Origin of the sequence: Alkalimonas mucilaginosa (assembly GCF_036327005.1) — a bacterium.
GTDB classification, from domain to species: Bacteria; Pseudomonadota; Gammaproteobacteria; order Enterobacterales; family Alteromonadaceae; genus Alkalimonas; species Alkalimonas mucilaginosa.
The window spans coordinates 47,543-68,460 of record NZ_JAUGZK010000004.1 but is presented as its reverse complement, the minus strand read 5'-3'; the positions used below and the strand labels follow the sequence as shown (position 1 = coordinate 68,460).

Here is a 20,918-nt window from a genome sequence, read left to right as displayed (position 1 = left end):
CAATCATGCCTGGCAATATATTCCGTCACTTAACGATGCTTTTATTGTGTTAATCGCGCTGACTTACGTTCAGCGGTCCTGCTGTGATAATCTGCTTGGTAATACAAGAAGCCTCCTGAGGTTGCATGAAGATAGTTCATTTGATCCTGACGACACGCTTTGCCGGCAGCGAACGCTATGCTGTTGAGCTTGCCAATGCTCAAGCCGAACAGCACCAGGTCTACCTGGTTTTACGCAAGGCTGCGGCTGAACAGCGTCCGGATGCCATTGCCCACCGGGTCAGTCCGAAAGTCCAAATCATACTGGTGCATGACTTTGCACTGTTCTCTCATTTTCAGATCCGATCTGTACTCAAGCGTATTCAACCCGATGTCGCCCATGCGCATTTAAGCCGTGGCTGCCGGGCTCTGGCCAGCTTGCCCACCAGTACCATGCTACGCACCGCTACGTTGCACATCCATTACAAACCACAGCAACATGCTAAACTGGATGCCCTGGTCGCCATTGCCCCAGCTCAACTGGCTACCTTACCTGAGCCTCTCAAACAACACAGCAGCCACATTGACAACTGGACCTGCGCCACGGCATCCAGTCGCGAAGCTGGGCTCGCCTTGCGCAGAGAACAACAAATCCCGGATGATGATATGGTGTTTGGCAGCCTGGGGCGGGTTGAAGCCAGCAAAGGCACGGAAACATTGATTCAGGCTTTTTTACTTGCCAAACCAGCAAAAGCGCATCTGGTGATCGTAGGCCAAGGCAAAGATTGGGCTGCTCTGAAAGCCAAGTATGGTCATCAGCCACAGCTGCACCTGGTTGGTTTCAGTGCGCAGCCTCAAGCATGGCTGGCCGGTTTTGATTGTTTTGTCAGTGCCGCCCGAACGGAACCTTTTGGTTTGGTTTTTCTGGAAGCCATGACGGCCGGGCTGCCCATTATCGCCAGCCAGACACAAGGTGCCATGCATCTGGCACACTATTTCCCGTACCCTTTGGTTGCTCCGGATGATGCCAGTGGTCTGGCTGAGCGCTTGCAGCACTTTACTGCCCAGCCTTTGCCTCGCCAGCAGTACGACCTGTCGGCTTTCAATTACCAGGCACAGGTAAGCAAAATTGAACAATTCTACCAACAGCAATTGGCTCGGCTTAGTCGCCATCCTGACAATAGAGTACAGCAGAACTGATTTCGGGATAGCTAGCAAGCCCATAGAAATTAAGCCATAATACAATTCGTTATACACTGTGTGAGTGTTTTAAGGAGCGACACATGATGCTGATAGCCGTGCTGTCATGCTTTATTTTAGCCTGTTTTGCCCCCTGGCTGCACCGGCTGGGTGGCCGCCATAGCGGCTGGTTGCTGGCAACTTTGCCAGCCTCCCTGTTTGCCTACTTCGCCAGCATGTTGCCTCTGGTCAGTCAGGGACACAGCCTGCAATTTGCCTACAGCTGGTTTCCAGGCATGGGGATCCAACTCAGTTTTCTGGTCGATGGCTTATCGCTGCTCTTTGCCTTGCTGATCACCGGCATCGGCTTCTTTATCCTGGCCTACGGTGGTCGCTATCTGGAGAAGCACAAGGATCTGGGGCGCTTTTTCGTATTCCTGCTCGGTTTTATGGGCTCCATGCTGGGGGTGGTGCTATCGGATAACCTGATCAGTCTGTTTGTGTTCTGGGAGCTAACTACGGTGACCTCTTTTATGCTGATTGGTTTTAACCATGAGCAGGAAGACGCCCGTAAGAAAGCTCATCAGGGGCTGATGATTACGGTAATGGGTGGCCTGGCATTGATGACCGGCTTTATTATGCTGGGCATGGCCGCAGGCAGTTATGAGCTCAGCACCATTTTGAACAGCAATGGCTTGACCGAGCATGCCCTGTATCTGCCCATGTTGTTGCTGATCCTGCTGGGTGCCTTTACCAAATCGGCTCAGGCCCCCTTTCACTTCTGGCTCCCCAATGCAATGGCCGCCCCGACACCGGTATCGGCTTACCTGCACTCAGCCACCATGGTAAAAGCCGGCGTTTATCTGCTGGCCCGGCTGAACCCGGGCCTAGGTGGCACCGAGACCTGGCTGCTGTTACTCACCTTATTCGGCGCTTTAACCATGCTGACCGGTATTTTTCTGGCCAGCCGTGCTACCGGCGTCAAAAAGGTACTGGCCTACTCCACTGTGATGGCGCTGGGAACTCTGACCATGCTGCTGGGTCTGGGTACCGAAACGGCCGCTTTGGCCGCGGTCACCTTTTTGCTGGCCCATGCACTCTACAAAGGTGCCCTCTTTATGGTGGCCGGTATTTTGGACCATTCAGCCGGTGTGAAAGATTTCCAACAAGCAGGCGGTTTACGCCACAGCATGCCAAAAACCACAGTAGTGGCGGTACTGGCATCCCTCTCGCTGGCCGGCATTATTCCGCTGTTTGGTTTTGTTGGCAAAGAACTGTTGCTGGAAGCTGTGCTTACAGCGTCCAAATGGCATATTGGCCTGACCATAGCGACGGTGATTGCCAATATCCTGGTGGTGCTGGTAGCGGCCATCGTGGCGCTGAAACCCTGGTTTGGCGCCGTAGTGGAAACCCCGAAGAAACCGCATGATCCGGATATTGCCTTACTGATTGGCCCGGCAATACTGGCCACCTTGGGCCTGGTGTTTGGCCTGATGCCCTTTATCGCCGATAAAGGCTTACTGGCAGCCGCTGCAGGCGCTGTCTATGGTCAGCCGATTGAGCTTTACCTGGCGCTCTGGCATGGCATTAACCTGCCGCTGATGCTCAGTCTGAGCAGCCTGGTACTGGGATTACTGCTGTTTAAAGTTTGGGGCGGCTGGCGCCAGCTAACCAACTTTATGCACAGCGCCGAAAAAATTGGTCCGGAAGTGGTGTATGAGCGCTTAATGCTTGGCATGACCCAGTTTGCTGCCTGGCAAACCCAAACGCTGCAAAACGGCTACCTGCGTAATTACCTGATCACCACCCTGGGTACGGTGATTATTGTCGTAGGATGGGCCTTACTGCGGGTCAACCAACTGGAGCTAAATATCAGCTTCCAGGATATGCGGATGCATGAGGTCGCTGTGGCAGTACTGCTTATTCTATCCGCGCTGATTGCCGTACTGATGCGCTCTTTCCTGGCAGCAGTAGCCATGTTGGGGGCTCTGGGCTTTGGTGTCGCACTGCTCTATGTGTTCTTCAGTGCCGTTGATGTCGGTATCACTCAGGTGCTGGTGGAAACCATCACCGTACTGTTGTTGGTGCTGGTGTTGTACCGGCTGCCAGAGTTCCGCAGTTTATCATCTACGGCCAACCGGATCCGTGATGCCATCATCGCCGGTATGACCGGCCTGTTGATGACCATCTTAATCCTGGCGATCACCGGTGCACGCCAGTTGGAAGGCATCTCCGAGTACTTCCTGCAAAACAGCGGGCCACTTGGTCATGGCCGCAACGTGGTCAATGTAATTCTGGTCGATTTCCGGGCACTCGATACTCTGGGTGAGATTTTCGTACTGGCTCTGGTAGCTATTGGCGTGTATGCCATGATCCACTTACGTACCGGCGCTCTGCCGGTCACCAACTCGGATCGCCGGGCAGCCTTTAATCTGCGTCGCTCGCAAAAGGACAAAGCGAAAGCCGCAGCAAAAGCGGAAACCGAAGCAAACGCCGTAGCTGCTAAAGGAGAAGACTCATGAAACCACGCCGCTTTAACATGCGCTCCTTAATTTTAAATACAGGTAGCTCGCTGCTGCTGCCCTTGCTGGTGTTATTTTCATTGTTCTTACTGCTGCGAGGCCATGATGAGCCGGGTGGTGGTTTTATCGGCGGTCTGGTTGCCGCTGCGGCAGTCGCACTGAAGTTGTTTGCAGAGGATTACAAAGCGGCGCGTGAGATGCTGCGCGTTCACCCTTTGCAGCTGGTAGGCATTGGTCTGGTGCTGGCCGCGGTTGCATCCTTACCCCCATTGTTTGTTGGGGAGTCCTTTTTCACCGCTCAATGGTGGAGTCTGGACTTGCCCATTTTTGGTGAGTTAAAACTAAGTACGCCCTTGCTGTTCGATATTGGTGTTTTTCTTGGTGTGATAGGCACCGTCTTGACGGTTGTTTTCACTCTGGCGGAGGCAGAACACTCATGACTACTTTAATGGCCATTTTGATTGGCACTTTTTATGCGGCTGCTATTTACATGATGCTACGCCGCTCCGTCGTTAAACTGGTGATTGGCTTGATCTTACTTTCCAATGCCGCCAACCTGCTCATCTTTACTGTTGCCGGTATGGACAGAGGCATACCGCCACTGATCCCGAAAGGCGAATTACTGATTGAAGGCCCTGCCGCCGATCCATTAGCGCAAGCGGTCATTCTGACTTCCATTGTGATTGGCTTTGGGGTGCTGGCTTTTGCCGTGGTGTTGATCCACCGGGCGTGCGAAGTGGTGCAGACCGATGACATGAACGAAATGAAAGGAACCGATTGATGGATCTGGAAGTATTGGTTGCACTCCCGATTATAATTCCGCTACTGCTCGGTGCCCTTTCGCTGACAGTGCTCAGTAACCACAGTGCCCAGCGTTGGTTAGGTGCTATAGGCACCGGCGCTTTGTTGATATGCTCGGTTTGGTTGCTACTGCATACCCGCCAGGTTGGTATCCAGGTATTAGAGGTTGGGTCCTGGCCAGCACCCTTTGGCATTGTATTGGTATCCGATATGCTGGGTGCCATTATGGTGGTGCTGGCGTCCATTACCGGCTTCGCAACTGCTTTGTATAGTTTAAAGACTGTGCGCAAGCGCTTTGAGCGTTTTGGTTATTACCCGCTGCTGCATTTGCTGCTGGCCGGGGTAAACGGTGCTTTTTTAACCGGCGATATTTTTAACCTCTATGTCTGGTTCGAAGTATTGCTGGTTGCTTCTTTTGCCTTACTGATTTTAGGCGGTGAGCGGGCTCAAATGGAAGGGGCCATTAAGTACGTCACACTGAACCTGCTTTCTTCGGCTTTATTCCTGACCGCCATCGGCTTAACCTATGGCCTGGTTGGCACCTTGAATATGGCCGATATTGCGGTGAAGCTGGCCAGCCTGGAAGACCAGAAGATGGTGACGGTGATTGCCAGTCTGTTCCTGATTGCTTTTGCGATTAAAGCAGCAGCCTTCCCGCTGTTTTTCTGGCTACCTGCGTCTTACCACACCCCTCAGGTGGCAGTATCGGCTATTTTTGCCGGCTTGCTGACCAAAGTGGGTGTTTATGCGCTGTATCGGGTATTTACGCTGATTTTTACCGCCGATACTGGCTTTACCCACGAAATTTTGCTGTGGATTGCCATTTTCACCATGTTAACCGGTGTGCTTGGTGCTGCGGCCCAGTTTGAGGTACGGCGCATTTTAAGCTTTCACATCATCAGTCAGATTGGCTACATGATTCTAGGCCTGGCACTGTTCACCCCGCTGGCATTGATTGGCGGTGTGTTCTACATCATGCACCACATCATTGTGAAGGCCAACCTGTTCCTGGTAGCCGGCTTAATGTACCGCTTAGGCGGTAGTTTCGAACTGAAAAAGCTCGGCGGTCTGTACCGCAACCACCCAGGCTTGGCGGTGTTATTCCTGATCCCTGCTCTTTCACTGGCAGGTGTTCCACCATTATCAGGTTTCTTTGCCAAATTTATTCTAATCAAGGCCGGTGTCGAGGCCAGTGCCTGGTGGGCGGTGGGTATTGCCCTGTTGGTTGGTTTACTGACGCTGTTTTCCATGATTAAGATTTGGAATGAAGCTTTCTGGAAAGCCTCGCCAGAACCCAATCCGGCAGTACCGGCACCGACCCGTAATGCGCTGCTGTATTGGACCATCGGCCTACTGGCTGCCATGACGGTTGCTATCGGCCTGTTTGGCCAACCCATTTATCTGATGGCTGAGATGGCGGCAGAGCAGCTACTCAACCCGGCTGGTTATATTGAAGCAGTATTGGGAGGCACCACACCATGAATGTATTGCTTTCGAACCTGGTATTGGCGCTGATCTGGGCAGCCTTGACCGACACCATGAATGCCGGGGGTTTGCTGATTGGTTTTATTATCGGTTATCTGGTGCTGGTACTGGTCTTCCGGCAACACCCGGATGTTCGCCAGTATCGTTTGCGGGTACCGCGCATGTTCAGCTTTGTGGTGTTCTTTACCAAAGAACTGATTATGGCGAACCTCAAGGTTGCCTACGATGTGTTAACCCCCATCCACCTGATGAAACCAGGTGTGATTGCGATGCCACTGCGGGCAGAGTCTGATCTGGAAATAACCATGCTGGCCAATGCGATTTCACTGACTCCGGGTTCATTAAGCCTGGATGTATCTTCAGATCGAAAGGTGCTCTATGTCCATGTTATGTACCTGCATAACGAAGCAGATGTGATGAATGAGCTAAAGCGAATGGAAACCAAAATTCTGCGGGTGATGCGATGAATTCAGTACTCGATTACACACTCTGGTTATGTTTTGCGGTCCTCAGCGTGGCCATGTTTCTGGCACTCTGGCGCTTATTTAAAGGTCCTACCCTGCCGGATCGGGTGGTTGCCCTTGAGTTAATAGCCTCGATGACCGTCGGCTTGATTGGACTCTATGCTATCCGCACCGGCCGTGACGCCTTTATTGATGTCGCCATGGTGCTGGCATTGACCGCATTTCTTGCCGCTATCGGTTTTGCCCGTTACTTAGAAAAAGGGAGTCATCGCGATGATCATTGATATTCTGGCGGCTCTGTTTATCGTCGCTGGCAGTTTCTTTATGCTGGTAGCCTCCCTAGGCGTATTTCGCATGCCGGATTTGCTGACCCGTATGCACGCCACCACCAAATCAGGCGTACTGGGTGCAGGCCTTATCATGTGCGGTGTGATGCTGTTTTTTGTCGATAGCGGCGTTACCTTAAAAGCACTGGCTGTGATGGCTTTTACTACCCTAACATCCCCAATTGCAGCACATGCTATCGGCCGGGCTGGTTATTTTATCGGTGTGCCGTTGTGGGATAAAACCGTCAAAGACGAGCTGCATGGCCGCTACGACGAAGAAACCCATGTGCTACGCAGCCCGGAGCAGATGCAAGATACACAGGAAAAACCTTAAGCTTTTGGCTGCAGGCGGTTCTGATACGCCCTGAAATCAGGCACTTCGCGTTGGTAATCCTGCTGCAACAAGCTTGAGTGTACAATAAAATCCGCGGTGGCTCTGTTGCAGGCCACCGGGATATTCCACACCACCGCCAGCCGGATCAGTGCCTTTACATCCGGATCGTGCGGCTGTGAACTCAGCGGGTCCCAGAAGAAAACCAGCCAATCTACTTTTTGCTCAGCAATAAGAGCTCCAATTTGCTGGTCGCCACCGAGGGGACCACTGGCGAAACAGTGCACACTCTTGCCAAGAACATCTGCCAATAAAGAGCCGGTGGTCCCTGTGGCATACAACATTTTGTCGGCAAAAAAGTCAGTATGGGCCTTCACCCAATCAAGTAGATCCTGTTTCTTACCATCGTGTGCTACCAAGGCTATGGATTTCATCAAATTGCTCCACTTTGTTGTTAACAACCATCTTAACCGGATCTGCCATAAAAAAAAGCCCTGCAAAGCAGGGCAAACAACCAAGGTCCACGTATAACATCGTTATTGGTCCGGTAGTTGCTGCGCTTCTGGCGCTGTGCAACTCACCGTTGACCACATCATTCGTTGACGGCTTCTCGAAACGGCGTGGATGCCGCTGCAGGATGCGAACTAATTAATGCTCAGCCGCGACAATCTTCTTCATTGCAGTCATATAACCGCGTAGTGTTTTACCTACCACTTCCACCGGGTGATTGCGAATAGCTTCATTGATGGCGATCAGCTCCAGGTTATCCACACCTGCCTGTTGTGCAGCCAACCCCTTACCTACCAGCTCTGCCGGCAGGCTGTTGACGGTATCACGTAGCAATGGAATAGCTGCATTGGCGAATAAATAGTTGCCGTACTCTGCAGTATCTGAAATCACCACGTTCATCTCGTACAAGCGCTTACGGGCTATGGTATTGGCAATCAGTGGTGTTTCATGCAGCGACTCGTAGTAAGCCGATTCGGCAATAATACCGGCATCCACCATGGTCTCAAACGCCAGTTCAACCCCGGCTTTTACCATTGCCACCAGCAGAAGACCCCGATCAAAGTAGCTTTGTTCTGCTATGTGCTCATCCGACACCGGTGCCTGCTCAAAACCAGACTGGCGGGTTTCTTCGCGCCAGCGTAGTAAGTTAGCATCGTCATTGGCCCAATCCGCCATCATGGTACTGGAAAACTCACCGCTGATGATGTCATCCATATGCTGTTCAAATAAAGGCCGCAGTTGTTGCTTCAGCTGCTCGGACAGGCGATACGCTTTGACCTTGGCCGGATTCGACAACCGATCCATCATATGACTGATGCCGCCATGCTTCAGTGCTTCGGTAATCACTTCCCAGCCCTGCTGGATCAGTTTACCGGCGTAGCCTGGCTCCATGCCATCCGCTACCATACGATCAAAGGCAAGGATGGAGCCTGTTTGCAGCATGCCGCACAAGATGGTTTGCTCACCCATCAAGTCCGATTTCACTTCAGCAATAAAGGACGAGTGCAACACACCGGCGCGATCGCCGCCAGTCGCGGCTGCATAGGCTTTAGCAATGGTCAGGCCCTGCCCTTTAGGATCATTCTCCGGATGCACTGCAATCAGAGTTGGTACACCAAAGCCACGCTTATACTCTTCACGAACCTCAGTACCAGGGCATTTGGGTGCCACCATAATAACGGTTAAGTCCGGCCGAATTTGTTTGCCTTCTTCCACGATATTAAAGCCATGGGAATAGGCCAAAGTAGCGCCCTCTTTCATCAGTGGCATCACTGCATCCACCACCGCACTGTGCTGTTTATCCGGCGTCAGGTTTAGCACCAAATCGGCCGTTGGGATCAGCTCCTGATAGGTGCCCACTTTAAAGCCATTGCTGGTTGCCTTTTGAAAGGAAGCACGCTGTTCACGAATCGCTTCTTCACGCAATGCATAGCTGATATTCAGACCAGAGTCACGCATATTCAGGCCCTGATTCAGGCCCTGAGCACCACAACCAACAATGACAATATTCCAATCTTTGATGGCGCTGCAGCCGTCAGCAAACTCACTGCGGTCCATAAAGCGGCACTGTTTCAGCTGCTGCAGCTGTTGCCGCAAGTTCAGGCTATTAAAGTAATTACTCATAGTATGTCTCTAAATTCTGGTACGCTGGCCAGCCACTCTGGCTCTGGCAGACAGTGCTGCTGCGTCAATGAACTCATTCTAGGCTGGCAATATAATTGCGTGAAGTGATATATTGACAACTCTGTATTGCAATAAATGAAATAGAATGGACATCAAACAAGCACAGCTATTTATGCATCTGGCAGCTAGCCTGAACTTTGCACGGACCAGTGAGCAAATGTTTGTCAGCCCTTCCACCTTAAGCCGTGCCATCCAACGACTGGAGCAAGAGCTTGGGGTGTCGCTCTTTGTCAGGGATACCCGCTCAGTGCAGCTAACCCGTGAAGGTCAGACTGTATTGAGCTTTGTTCGCCAGTATCTGGATGACTGGCACCAACTGCAGGCCGATTTATCAGGCGACCAGGCAGGGCTTCAGGGTAGCATCCGCTTATTCTGTACCGTCACCGCCAGTTACAGCCATTTACCAGCTATTCTCGACAGATTCCGTGTACTCTGCCCCAAAGCAGATATTCAACTAACCACTGGGGATGCGGCTTCTGCACTGGAACGATTAAAGCAGGATGAAGTTGACCTTGCCCTGGCAGCAAAACCAGCCTATTTGCCCTCCAGTATGGTGTTTCACAGCATTGCCAAACTGCCAGTATCCCTTGTGGCACCAACCATCCCCTGTAAAGTCAACGATCTGCTGAGCAAGGCGCCGATCCCATGGCATGAAGTCCCTTTAATCGCGCCAGCGCATGGCCCTGCAGCGGAGCGATTTAGCAAATGGTTACAGACAGAGGGTTTTCAGCCTAATATTGTTGCGATGGTCGATGGCCACGAAGCCATGGCTAGTATGGTGGCACTTGGAAGCGGTGTTGCCGTTTTGGCAGATGTGGTGGTACAGCATAGCCCGGTCATGGACAGAGTACGTCCATTCGATAGCGGCTATCGTTTCGAACCCTTTGATTTGGGGGTCTGTTATTTAGCAAAACGGTCAAGCGATCCGCTGCTAAAAGCCTTTTGCCAGTTGGTCAGGCCACACTCCAATCTATAAAAAATGCAGCCTGAGCTGCATTCTTAAGCCAGATAAATCCAGTTACTTGATCACCTTAAGGTGACTGGCCTTAGCCAGCTTCTTACTCGCAGGCTCTGTCGCAACTGGCTCAGGCGGGCTTTCCATCTCGTGCTCATCAGGGAAGTCTTCATCCTCATCCAGGGTAAAGACAGTACCAGCACCATTTTCCTTCGCATAAATCGCCAGCACAGCTCTTACCGGGATATAAAGCGCAAACGGATGACCACCAAACCGGGCACTGCAACTGATCACGTCATTTCCCATCTGCATCTGAGCTACCGCGGATGGTGCTAAATTCAGCACGATCTGGCCGTTTTGCACAAACTGCTGCGGAACCTTGGTCTGAGGGTAGCTCGCATCCACCACCAGATAAGGAGTACAGTCGTTATCCACAATCCACTCGTAAAATGCGCGCAGCAGGTAGGGACGATTCGGCGTCATCTCAGACTCCTTTGCCGTGCCGGTATTCACGCTCAGCATCGGTCAGAGACGCCAAAAATGAGTCGCGATCGAACAAGCGCCCCATATAATTCATCAGTGTTTTACTGCCCGGCCCGGCAAGCTCAATACCCAGCTTTGGTAGACGCCATAGCAATGCCGCCATATAGCAATCCACCAGGCCGAACTCTTCACTCATAAAGAAAGGTGCTTCATCAAACAGTGGTGCTACCGCCAGCAACCCTTCGGTCAGATCCTGCCGGGCCTGGTCGGCATCGTCGTCATGACGAAGAATTTTCTCGGCCAGCGCGTACCAGTCTTTTTCAATCCGGTACATCATTAATCTGGCTTGTCCACGGGCAACCGGGTACACCGGCATTAAAGGTGGGTGCGGGAAACGTTCGTCCAGGTACTCAATAATGATTTGTGCCTGATACAACGACAGCTCACGATCCAATAAGGTGGGCAGACTGCCATAGGGGTTTACTTCATACAGCTCCTCAGGCAAGTTATCCTGAGTGACCTGGAGAATATCAACACTGACGCCTTTTTCTGCCAGTACAATACGGACCTGATGACTGTACATGTCATCGGCAGCAGAAAACAGTGTCATCACAGGGCGTTTATTGGCTGAAATCGCCATGCATTCCTCCGGTTTACAATAAACAGCAAAGGGGCCAGCAGGCCCCTATCATTAAATACTCTTTTGGATCAGATGCTTACTTAACATCTTTCCAGTATTCTTTCTTCAGCAGATAAGTTAACACGAAGAAAATGGCTAGGAAGATCAACACTTTGATCCCCAAACTCTCCGACTCCAGCCGATAAGGTTCTCCAGTATACACCAGATAGTTGACCAAATCTGCAACAGCACGATCGTATTCTTCGTCGCTCATCTCACCCGAACCATCGGTACGAATACCGACGTAAACCTGGGTTTCCTTCCCATCCACCAAACGGGTTTCATACGCTTTGTATGGCACACCTTGCAACTCTTGCAGTACATGTGGCATACCAACCATAGGAAACACATCGTTATCGACCCCAAAAGGGCGGCTCTCGTCTTTGTAGAACGATTTCAGGTAGGTATAAATCCAATTCGGACCCCGTACCCGTGCCACATTGGTTAAGTCCGGAATCGCATCACCGAACCACTCAGCGGCATCAGCCGGATCCATGGTATTGGTAATGTGGTCACCCACCCGCTCACCACTGAACATCAGATATTCCATGCCCAGCTCTTCCGGAATATTCAGATCACGGAAACTACGTGCATAACGTTGATACTGCATCTGGTGACAAGCAAGACAGTAGTTCTGATACAGCATAAAACCACGCTGTAACGACTCGGTGTCACGGATGTCCACCGGCGCTTTTTGCAGTGGAATATTCGGACCGGCAGCCAAGGCAATGGACGATACCAGCAAGGCTGCTGCAGAAATAATATGCTTCAACATCAGGTCAACCTCTCTGGCAATGGCTTGGTGTTTTCATTCTTACTGTAGAACCACAACAGAATAAAGAAACCGAAGTAGGTAAACGAGAACAGCTGCGACAAAAGAGTGTACAACGGCGTCGCAGGCAGCACACCCAGGATACCTAATGCCACAAAGCTGATGCAGAAGTTGACCAGGTTCAGCTTGTGCAGGCCACAACGGTAGCGCACTGAGCGAACTTTGCCGCGGTCAATCCATGGCAACAATGCCAGGGCCAGGATGGCAGCAAACATGGCGATAGCACCAAATAGCGGGTTAGGTACAGCCCGCAAAATGGCGTAGAACGGCGTGAAGTACCAGACCGGTGCAATATGCTCCGGGGTCTTCATTGGGTTCGCCAGTTCAAAGTTTGGCGCTTCCAGGAAGTAACCCCCCCCTTCCGGCATAAAGAAGATCACATAGGCAAACAGGAACAGGAAACCAGCCAAACCAACCAGATCTTTCACTGTGTAGTAAGGGTGGAATGGGATAGAGTCGATAATGACTTTCTTGCCACCCTTGGTGAAGTTGTTATGAAACTCAAACTTACTAACCGCATCCGCTGGCACAGTGCCATCGTTATCGCGTTTGGTTTCAATACCGTCCGGGTTGTTCGAACCGACTTCGTGCAATGCCATAATGTGCAGGAAGACCAGAATCACCAGCACCAACGGCAGCGCAATAACATGCAGCGCAAAGAAGCGGTTTAAGGTTGCACCTGAGATAACATAATCACCGCGGATCCACAGCGTTAAGTCATCACCAATAAACGGAATCACCCCGAAGATGGAGATAATCACCTGAGCTCCCCAGAACGACATCTGGCCCCAAGGCAGCATGTAGCCCATAAAAGCTTCAGCCATCAGCACCAGGTAAATTAGCATACCGAAAATCCACAGCAATTCCCGTGGTTTCTGGTAGGAGCCATACATCATGCCACGCAGCATATGCAGATACACCACCACAAAAAATGCCGAAGCACCGGTGGAGTGCATGTAACGCAGCAACCAGCCGTATTCGACATCCCGCATGATGTATTCAATCGAACGGAAAGCACCTTCAGCCGAAGGCTCATAATTCATGGTCAGCCAGATGCCGGTCAGAATTTGGTTTACCAGCACCACGATGGCCAAAGAGCCAAAGAAGTACCAGAAGTTAAAGTTTTTCGGTGCCGGATACTGCGTCATGTGGATTTTCATTTTTTCCACAACCGGCAGACGGTACTCTATCCAGTTCATCAGATTTTTCATCAGGCCGTCTCCTCGTCTTCACCGACCAAAATGGTGAATTCATCTGTAAACATGTACGGAGGAACTTCCAGGTTGGTTGGGGCAGGTACGTTTTGAAATACCCGACCGGCAATATCGAAGCGTGAACCATGACAAGGGCAGAAGAAGCCAGAGCGCACACCCTCTGCCTGGGCAGCAAAATCATTGGGCAAATAGGTTGGGGAGCAACCAAAGTGGGTGCAGATACCAACGGCAACGAAAAACTCAGGACGCACCGAACGATGGCGGTTCTGAGCGTAATGCGGCTGTTGTGGTTCTTTCGAGTCAGGATCCCGTAACCGCTCTTCATGATTCGGTAACGAATCAATCATTTCCTGGGTGCGTTTTACAATCCAAACCGGTTTCCCACGCCACTCTACCCGTATCAGCTGCCCTTCTTCCATTTTGCTGACATCCGCAGTTACTGCAGCGCCAGCCTGGCGAGCCCGCTCACTTGGGCTCCAGGACGCAATAAAGGGAACAGCGGCTCCAATGGCTCCGACCCCGCCCACGACCGATGTTGCAATGGTCAGGAATCGGCGGCGGCCATGATCGACAGGCGCGTTGCTCATCCACTCATCTCCACATTAACACTTAAACACAACTTGATTTAAGCGGCTGTTTGCCAGCAATTATTATAAATGAATAAATATCGACGATCATAATGAAAAGCCGCGCTTTACACAAGGATTAACCGCCGCTGAATCGCAATAAAAAACCCGACACAAGGCCGGGTTTGCAGGTACAAAACAAGCTTAACGCTTGGAGTACTGTGGACGTTTACGTGCTTTACGCAGACCCACTTTCTTCCGTTCAACCTGACGAGCGTCACGGGTTACGAAACCTGCTTTACGCAGTTCCGGACGCAGTGTCTCGTCAAACTCCATCAAAGCACGGGTGATGCCATGACGGATAGCGCCGGCCTGACCGCTGATACCACCGCCTTTCACGGTGATATGCATGTCGAATTTGCCAACCATATCAACCAGCTCCAGTGGCTGCATCACCACCATGCGGGCAGTTTCACGACCAAAGTACTCAGTGATAGAGCGCTTGTTGATCACGATGTTGCCTGAGCCGGCTTTTAAAAATACACGGGCCGTTGAGCTTTTACGACGACCAGTTCCATAGTATTGATTCTGTGCCATGTGATGCTCCGATTAGATGTCTAAAACTTGCGGTTGCTGAGCAGCATGCTGATGCTCGGCGCCGGCATACACTTTTAACTTACGGAACATAGCACGACCCAATGGGCCTTTTGGCAACATGCCCTTGATGGCTTTTTCAAGCACCATCTCAGGTTTTTTCGCCAGCAGCTTTTCAAAGTTAATTTCTTTGATGCCACCTGGGAAACCACTGTGCGAGTAGTACATCTTGTCTTTGGCTTTGTTGCCAGTGACAACCACTTTGTCCGCATTAACCACGATGATGTAATCACCGGTGTCCACGTGTGGTGTAAACTCAGGCTTGTGTTTACCGCGCAAGCGCGCAGCGATTTCAGTTGAGATACGTCCCAGTGTCTTACCAGCAGCATCCACAACATACCAGTCGCGTTGTACGCTTTCTGGTTTAGCAGTAAAAGTTTTCATTTATATAGTCCAAAACTTACATAGTTACACCTGATACCCGCAGGGCTATTGCGCAGTATCGTGACCGTACCCCTTCGAGTACAATTACTGCCTGGCTAAAGGGCAGTAGAGGCTGTAACGTAGGCCGGGCGCGGATTATAATTCATCCAAAGCAAAAGATCAGCCCTTCTGGTTAAAAAATATCAATTTTTCTACCGAAATACTTTATTTAGGGTAGGTGCGCCCGCGCCAGATACTCATGCGACTGCATTTCCTGCAAACGACTGATGCAACGTTTGAACTCAAAACTCAGTAAGCCACCTTGGTACAAGGCCTCCAGTTCGACTTCAGCCGACAGAATCAGGGTGACATTGCGCTCATAAAATTCATCAACCAGCGCAATAAAACGCCGCGCCACATCGTCGTTGTGCTGCCCCATCACCTTGACCCCGGATACCAGTACGGTGTGGTAACAACGGCTCAGCTCCATGTAATCGTATTGACTGCGGGCACTTTCACACAGCTCGCTAAAGCCAAACCAGACCACGCCATCGGCCTCATACCGGGCCTGAATGCTCCGGTTAGCCACTTCAATGGCTACATTCTGCTGCCTGGGTTCATCCGATAATGCCTGGAAATACTGTGCCAGATTCAGCTCAGCCTGTTGATCGAGCGGCGCATGGAAAATCTCAGCCTGCTCCAGTGTGCGCAGCCGGTAATCAATACCACTATCGACATTCACCACCACAGTGTGTCGTTTAATCAACTCAATCGCCGGCAAAAAGCGCGCCCGCTGCAGCCCGTTGCGATACAAACCATCCGGTTCAATGTTTGAGGTTGCAACCAGGGTGATGCCTCTGCTAAACAACGCCTGCATCAAGGTACCTAACAACATGGCATCGGTAATATCAGAGACAAAGAACTCATCAAAACAAATAATATCAGCCTGTTGTTTAAAACGATCGGCCACTATTTCAAGTGGGTTCGCCTGGTTGTGCAAACTTTTTAGCTCTTCATGTACCCGATGCATAAAACGGTGAAAATGCACCCGCATTTTGCGCTCAAGCGGCAGACATTCATAAAAGGTATCCATCAGGTAGGTCTTGCCCCGGCCAACCCCCCCCCATAAATACAAACCAATGACATCAGGTTTTGGCTTGGTGCTGAATAACTTCTGCCAGAAACCCACCGGGCAATGGTATTGCTGTAGTAAATCATCGTACAAACGTTGCAGATGACGGACCGCTTCCGCTTGCGCCGCATCGGGCTGGAAATCCGCACGCATTAAATCCAGCTGATATTTTTCCTGTGGTGAAGGCATAATGGCTCTACTTGAAATAAGGCTGTTCAGCCACAATTAAACCAGGGCTGTTATCTTAACATGCCTTACCACTGTAACTAAAAAAATCGGTTACACTTAGAGTGGAACCCATTGATGTAAATGCAGGAGCAGATATGACCCTAACAATGACTTTAGTGTGGCTGGCAGTTGGCTTCGTTTGTGGAGGTCTGGTGGCATGGTTTCTTGCCCTGCGACAGCATAATCAAAGCCAGTTGCAGCAGGAACTGACCGATACCCGCGAGCAGCTAAAAAAGTACCGGGCAGATGTATCCAACCATCTGGAAACCACCAACCAGCTTATTACCCAGTTGCAGCAAAACTACGGTAAAATTGCCAGCCACCTGCAGCAAAGCAAGATGGAGCTGGTAGAAAAACCGATGCTGGAGAAAAAATCCGAACCTATATCTTATTTATCGGCCGATACTGCCAGCCAGATCCGTGAATCCATCCACCAGTTGGATGAACGCAAGCCAACCTTTTCTGAATCTTTTGAGCAACCGAAAGATTACGCTGGTGGAGCCAGTGGTCTCTTGAAAGATAGCGCTAAGAAAGCGGCTGCCGCCGAGAGTTAATCCATAGCAATCCTGAAACTCTGTTTCAGGATTTTCCTCCCCTCGGGACGATGAACTTTTTTGAATGCTGAGCGTCTTTAGCAACATCCTGACTCATAAATTTTATGCTCAGCGTGTTTAATGGAGATCTGCGTGTATGAAAAGAAGCATCCTTACTTTGAGTGGTCTGCTTGCCAGCCTGTTCTTAACGGTTGGGCTGGCACAGGCAAACCTCCCGTTAGCCCAACTAAGCCAGGGCGAAATACCAACCCTGGCGCCCATGTTGGAACAGGCTACACCTGCCGTGGTGAATATTTCAGTGCAAGGCAGCCGTGAAGTTCGGCAACGCATGCCCGATGCATTCCGTCATTTTTTTGGTCCAAGAGGCCCGGGAGAGTTTCGTGAAGAACGCCCTTTCCGTGGCTTAGGCTCCGGCGTCATTATTGATGCAGAACGAGGCTACATTGTCACCAATGCCCATGTTATTCGTGATGCTACGGATATCATCATCAACCTGCAAGATGGCCGCACCTTTGCCGCTAAAAAGATTGGTGACGATCCTGAAAGTGATATCGCCTTACTGCAAATTGAAGCCGACAATCTGATTGCGTTATCCATCGCAGACTCAGACCGACTGCGGGTGGGCGATTTTGCCATCGCTATTGGCAACCCATTCGGGCTTGGCCAAACCGTGACTTCCGGCATTGTCAGCGCCCTGGGGCGCGGCAATCTTGGCATGGAAGGCTATGAGGACTTTATTCAAACCGACGCAGCTATTAATAGTGGTAATTCAGGCGGAGCTCTGGTCAATTTACGGGGAGAGCTGATCGGTATTAATACCGCCATCCTGGGACCCCATGGTGGCAATGTCGGTATTGGCTTTGCGATTCCGTCGAATATGATGAAAAACCTGGTAGATCAAATGATTGAATTTGGTGAAATTCGCCGGGGAAGTCTCGGGATCCGGGGGATTGATGTGACCTCCGAGCTTACTGAGGCTATGAACTTGTCCGTCACTCAGGGGGCTTTTGTCAACGAAGTTTTACCAGACTCTGCAGCAGAAGCAGCAGGTTTACGCTCTGGTGATGTCATTGTTGGCATGAATGGCAACCGCATTATTAACTTCCGTGAACTCAGAGCCAAGATCGCCACTTTAGGCGCAGGTCGTGAGGTGCGGCTAGCGGTACTGCGTGATGGCCGCACTCTGGATATTGATGTCACTCTGCGCCGGGCAGAGCAAGCTCAGGTAGCCGCTAATGTACTGCATCCAATGCTGGAAGGTGCCACCTTGTTAAATGACCAAACCCAGGATGGCAAAGCCGGGGTGCTGATTAGTGAACTGGAGCGCACAGCGCCTGCAGCCCGCCTTGGTTTGGAGAAAGGCGATGTGATTATTGGGGTGAACCGTCAACGTGTTCATAATCTGGCGGAGCTACGTAAGGCTCTGCAAGAGCAGCGTGGTGTGGTCGCACTGAATATACAACGCGGCAATCAAACCCTTTATGTGCTGATCCGTTAGGGAGTCAGTGCACTTTTCAATCATGACCAGCAGAGCAGTAGTATCAACATGCTACTGCTTTGCTGTAAATAATGATATCCTTTGCAGATTCAACCCTCAGCTAAACCGATGTCAGTGCTTAAGATCCTGTTTTTTTTATTACGTAGTATTGCTTACGGCCTGGCGCTGGCGCTTATTCTATTGCTGCTGTTCCCTGGGCAGCTTCGCTTAGCTGGACCAGCCCATACCACAGCCGATGCGGTGCAAAAAGCTGCACCCGTGTCTTATGCCCGAGCGGTAAGACAGGCAGCCCCTTCGGTGGTGAATGTCTATACCCGCACCACCATTAGCCACCCGCGCTCATTACGAGCTCGCACCATTGAACGCCAGGAGCTTGGTTCAGGTGTTATCATGAGCCCTGAAGGCTACATTTTAACCAATCACCATGTGGTCTATGGTGCCGATCATATCGAAGTTGCATTACAAGATGGTCGCTGGCTTGAAGCCTTGCTGATTGGCCACGATGAAATTACCGACTTAGCACTTTTGTACGTAGAGACCGATAACTTACCAGCCATCCCCCAAGATCCTGAGTTGCAACCTCAGGTCGGTGATGTAGTTCTGGCCATTGGTAACCCGCTTAATCTGGGTCAAACCGTCACCCAAGGCATTATCAGTGCCAATGGCAATAATGGTTTAAGTTCGCGTGGTTATATTGATTTTATGAGGATGGATGCAGCCATTAATGCCGGCAATTCCGGTGGAGCCCTGGTGAACAGCAATGGGACTCTGGTAGGGATTAATGCAGGCACTTTTCAGCGCCAAAGCCAGGATGTGCAAGGCATTTTTTTCGCAGTTCCCTATCAGCTAGCCTATAGAGTGATGGAAAAGCTGATCCAACATGGTCGGGTGATCCGCGGCCATCTTGGTGTTAATGGTGAGCCGGTGATTAATGCTGCGGGCGATCGACTCATTTCAAGTGGACAGCCTTTGTACGGTGTTCAGCTTACTTCCATTGCGCCACACAGCCCGGCTGCGGAAGCTGGACTGCAGGTGAATGATATTTTATTGGAAATTGATGGCATGCCACTCAGAAGTACACAACATGCCTTGAATGTGATTGCAGAAACACCACCTGATACTCTGGTGGATCTCACCATCAGCCGCAACAATGAGCGAATGGTGATACCTACCATGATACGCGAGTTCCGCTAGTTCACGTCTGACAACTCAACACAGGGTTGGACTCAGCCAACCCGCTCGATCCGGGCTCCCAGCCCTGCCAGTTTGTGTTCAATCTGCTCGTAGCCACGATCAATATGGTAAATCCTGTCCACCACAGTGGTACCGTCAGCCACCAGGCCTGCAATCACCAGGCTGGCTGAAGCACGCAGATCCGTTGCCATCACCTGAGCGGCTGTTAAATGCTCCGTGTGCTGACAAACCGCAGTATTACCCTCTAACTGGATACGGGCCCCCATCCGCTGCAACTCAGGCACATGCATAAAGCGGTTTTCAAAAATGGTTTCCGTCACCGTACCTACGCCTTGTGCCACCACATTCAACACCGTAAACTGCGCCTGCATATCGGTAGGAAATCCCGGGTGTGGCACAGTTTTCACCTGAACTGCTTTTAGAGTACGACCAGCCATAGACAAGCGGATCCAATCCTCACCAGTGCTGATATCAGCGCCAGCTTCGCGCAACTTGTCCAGCACCACTTCCAGCTCACCAGGCTGTGTATTACGACAGGTCACATCTCCCCCGGTAACAGCTGCCGCTACCAGAAAAGTGCCGGTCTCTATCCGATCGGGAAGCACACGGTACTGGCCGCCACCCAGCCGCTCGATGCCCTCAATACGAATGGTATCGGTGCCAGCACCTTCAATACGAGCCCCCAGAGCAATGAGGAAATTGGCCAGATCGGTTACTTCGGGTTCTCTGGCTGCATTCTCGATAATGGTGGTTCCACTGGCAAGCACTGCCGCAGCCATCAAATTCTCAGTACCAGTGACACTCACCATATCCATCACGATGTGTGCTCCTTTCAACCGGCTGGAGCGGGCTTTAATATAGCCATTTTCCACCGTGATCTCGGCACCCATTTTCCGTAAGCCATCAATATGCAAATTCACCGGGCGTGCCCCTATGGCGCAACCACCAGGTAAAGAGACCTCGGCCTGGCCAAAACGGCTAAGCAGCGGCCCTAACGCCAAAATAGAGGCGCGCATGGTTTTTACCAAATCGTACGAAGCCTGGTAACTGTTAATGGCCGCAGCATGAATTTGGACCTGGTGCCCTTGCCGCTCAACAGTTGCACCAAATTGGCGCAGTAATTTAAAGGTGGTGTCAATATCTTTTAATTCAGGGACATTGTCGATCAGCACCTGCCCTTCGGACAGAATACTGGCAAATAAAATAGGGAGGGCTGCGTTCTTGGCACCGGAAATGGTTACCTCGCCACGTAGTTCAGCACCGCCGGTCACAAGGAATTGCTGCATA

The 20,918-nt window shown here is 51.1% G+C and carries 23 protein-coding genes; 12 read left to right on the top strand and 11 right to left on the bottom strand.

Features of this window, described 5'->3' with window-relative positions:
* Window positions 1–125: 125 nt before the first annotated feature.
* The 8 genes from QWF21_RS06655 (at window position 126) to mnhG (ending at window position 7,089) form a co-directional block, all read left to right on the top strand.
* Window positions 126–1,178: a glycosyltransferase gene (locus tag QWF21_RS06655; protein WP_330087265.1), complete on the top strand. Its 1,053-nt coding sequence runs from the start codon at window positions 126–128 to the stop codon at window positions 1,176–1,178.
* Window positions 1,179–1,264: 86 nt separating this feature from the next.
* Entirely contained in the window at window positions 1,265–3,679 is a 2,415-nt protein-coding gene (locus tag QWF21_RS06650) for a putative monovalent cation/H+ antiporter subunit A (protein ID WP_330087561.1), read from the top strand.
* On the top strand, window positions 3,676–4,119 hold the full coding sequence (locus tag QWF21_RS06645) for a Na+/H+ antiporter subunit B (RefSeq protein ID WP_330087264.1): 444 nt from the start codon (window positions 3,676–3,678) through the stop codon (window positions 4,117–4,119). The genes QWF21_RS06650 and QWF21_RS06645 overlap by 4 nt, the downstream gene beginning before the upstream one ends.
* The gene (locus QWF21_RS06640) at window positions 4,116–4,460 is read left to right on the top strand and encodes a Na+/H+ antiporter subunit C (RefSeq protein ID WP_091339192.1); all 345 of its coding nucleotides are present in this window, start codon (window positions 4,116–4,118) and stop codon (window positions 4,458–4,460) included. Before QWF21_RS06645 ends, QWF21_RS06640 begins: the two co-directional genes overlap by 4 nt.
* A gap of 5 nt (window positions 4,461–4,465) precedes the next feature.
* Window positions 4,466–5,962 carry a Na+/H+ antiporter subunit D gene (locus tag QWF21_RS06635; RefSeq protein ID WP_330087560.1) on the top strand — a complete coding sequence of 499 codons (1,497 nt, stop codon included), beginning with the start codon at window positions 4,466–4,468 and terminating at the stop codon, window positions 5,960–5,962.
* Window positions 5,959–6,432, top strand: coding sequence for a Na+/H+ antiporter subunit E (locus QWF21_RS06630; RefSeq protein ID WP_330087263.1), 474 nt, complete (start codon window positions 5,959–5,961; stop codon window positions 6,430–6,432). Before QWF21_RS06635 ends, QWF21_RS06630 begins: the two co-directional genes overlap by 4 nt.
* Window positions 6,429–6,713, top strand: coding sequence for a cation:proton antiporter (locus QWF21_RS06625; RefSeq protein ID WP_330087262.1), 285 nt, complete (start codon window positions 6,429–6,431; stop codon window positions 6,711–6,713). The genes QWF21_RS06630 and QWF21_RS06625 overlap by 4 nt, the downstream gene beginning before the upstream one ends.
* The gene (gene mnhG, locus QWF21_RS06620) at window positions 6,706–7,089 is read left to right on the top strand and encodes a monovalent cation/H(+) antiporter subunit G (protein ID WP_407935274.1); all 384 of its coding nucleotides are present in this window, start codon (window positions 6,706–6,708) and stop codon (window positions 7,087–7,089) included. The genes QWF21_RS06625 and mnhG overlap by 8 nt, the downstream gene beginning before the upstream one ends.
* Here the strand turns inward: mnhG and QWF21_RS06615 are convergent.
* Together QWF21_RS06615 and ilvC are read right to left on the bottom strand one after the other, a co-directional pair.
* Complete coding sequence (locus tag QWF21_RS06615; RefSeq protein ID WP_330087260.1) at window positions 7,086–7,520, bottom strand: methylglyoxal synthase; 435 nt, start codon at window positions 7,518–7,520, stop codon at window positions 7,086–7,088. The genes mnhG and QWF21_RS06615 overlap by 4 nt on opposite strands.
* 214 nt (window positions 7,521–7,734) lie before the next feature.
* Window positions 7,735–9,219, bottom strand: a complete 1,485-nt coding sequence (gene ilvC / locus QWF21_RS06610; protein WP_330087259.1) for a ketol-acid reductoisomerase — start codon at window positions 9,217–9,219, stop codon at window positions 7,735–7,737.
* 145 nt (window positions 9,220–9,364) lie between these two features.
* Here ilvC and ilvY point away from each other — a divergent pair, with 145 nt between their 5' ends.
* Window positions 9,365–10,255, top strand: coding sequence for an HTH-type transcriptional activator IlvY (gene ilvY, locus QWF21_RS06605; RefSeq protein WP_330087258.1), 891 nt, complete (start codon window positions 9,365–9,367; stop codon window positions 10,253–10,255).
* A gap of 42 nt (window positions 10,256–10,297) precedes the next feature.
* Here the strand turns inward: ilvY and QWF21_RS06600 are convergent, their stop codons facing one another.
* The 8 genes from QWF21_RS06600 to zapE form a co-directional block, all read right to left on the bottom strand.
* Complete coding sequence (locus tag QWF21_RS06600) at window positions 10,298–10,717, bottom strand: ClpXP protease specificity-enhancing factor (RefSeq protein ID WP_330087257.1); 420 nt, start codon at window positions 10,715–10,717, stop codon at window positions 10,298–10,300.
* A gap of 1 nt (window position 10,718) precedes the next feature.
* On the bottom strand, window positions 10,719–11,357 hold the full coding sequence (sspA, locus tag QWF21_RS06595; RefSeq protein WP_330087256.1) for a stringent starvation protein SspA: 639 nt from the start codon (window positions 11,355–11,357) through the stop codon (window positions 10,719–10,721).
* Window positions 11,358–11,433: 76 nt separating this feature from the next.
* Complete coding sequence (locus QWF21_RS06590; protein WP_330087255.1) at window positions 11,434–12,171, bottom strand: cytochrome c1; 738 nt, start codon at window positions 12,169–12,171, stop codon at window positions 11,434–11,436.
* The gene (locus tag QWF21_RS06585; RefSeq protein WP_330087254.1) at window positions 12,171–13,439 is read right to left on the bottom strand and encodes a cytochrome b; all 1,269 of its coding nucleotides are present in this window, start codon (window positions 13,437–13,439) and stop codon (window positions 12,171–12,173) included. The genes QWF21_RS06590 and QWF21_RS06585 overlap by 1 nt, the downstream gene beginning before the upstream one ends.
* A complete protein-coding gene (petA, locus tag QWF21_RS06580; RefSeq protein ID WP_330087253.1) occupies window positions 13,439–14,029 on the bottom strand; it encodes a ubiquinol-cytochrome c reductase iron-sulfur subunit in 591 nt (196 codons plus the stop codon). Before petA ends, QWF21_RS06585 begins: the two co-directional genes overlap by 1 nt.
* Before the next feature lie 183 nt (window positions 14,030–14,212).
* Window positions 14,213–14,605 (bottom strand): 30S ribosomal protein S9, encoded by a 393-nt coding sequence (gene rpsI / locus QWF21_RS06575; RefSeq protein WP_091339226.1) that lies wholly within the window; start codon window positions 14,603–14,605, stop codon window positions 14,213–14,215.
* Window positions 14,606–14,617: 12 nt separating this feature from the next.
* Window positions 14,618–15,046 (bottom strand): 50S ribosomal protein L13, encoded by a 429-nt coding sequence (gene rplM, locus QWF21_RS06570; protein ID WP_228612410.1) that lies wholly within the window; start codon window positions 15,044–15,046, stop codon window positions 14,618–14,620.
* A 208-nt stretch (window positions 15,047–15,254) separates the two neighbouring features.
* Window positions 15,255–16,346, bottom strand: coding sequence for a cell division protein ZapE (gene zapE, locus QWF21_RS06565; RefSeq protein WP_330087252.1), 1,092 nt, complete (start codon window positions 16,344–16,346; stop codon window positions 15,255–15,257).
* 134 nt (window positions 16,347–16,480) lie between these two features.
* Here zapE and QWF21_RS06560 point away from each other — a divergent pair, with 134 nt between their 5' ends.
* The 3 genes from QWF21_RS06560 (at window position 16,481) to QWF21_RS06550 (ending at window position 19,631) form a co-directional block, all read left to right on the top strand.
* Entirely contained in the window at window positions 16,481–16,939 is a 459-nt protein-coding gene (locus QWF21_RS06560; RefSeq protein WP_330087251.1) for a YhcB family protein, read from the top strand.
* A gap of 136 nt (window positions 16,940–17,075) precedes the next feature.
* Window positions 17,076–18,437 (top strand): Do family serine endopeptidase, encoded by a 1,362-nt coding sequence (locus QWF21_RS06555; RefSeq protein ID WP_330087250.1) that lies wholly within the window; start codon window positions 17,076–17,078, stop codon window positions 18,435–18,437.
* Window positions 18,438–18,545: 108 nt separating this feature from the next.
* Window positions 18,546–19,631, top strand: coding sequence for a trypsin-like peptidase domain-containing protein (locus tag QWF21_RS06550; protein ID WP_330087249.1), 1,086 nt, complete (start codon window positions 18,546–18,548; stop codon window positions 19,629–19,631).
* Between the two features lie 32 nt (window positions 19,632–19,663).
* Here the strand turns inward: QWF21_RS06550 and murA are convergent, their stop codons facing one another.
* The gene (gene murA, locus QWF21_RS06545) at window positions 19,664–20,917 is read right to left on the bottom strand and encodes a UDP-N-acetylglucosamine 1-carboxyvinyltransferase (RefSeq protein WP_330087248.1); all 1,254 of its coding nucleotides are present in this window, start codon (window positions 20,915–20,917) and stop codon (window positions 19,664–19,666) included.
* Between the last annotated feature and the right edge of the window lies 1 nt (window position 20,918).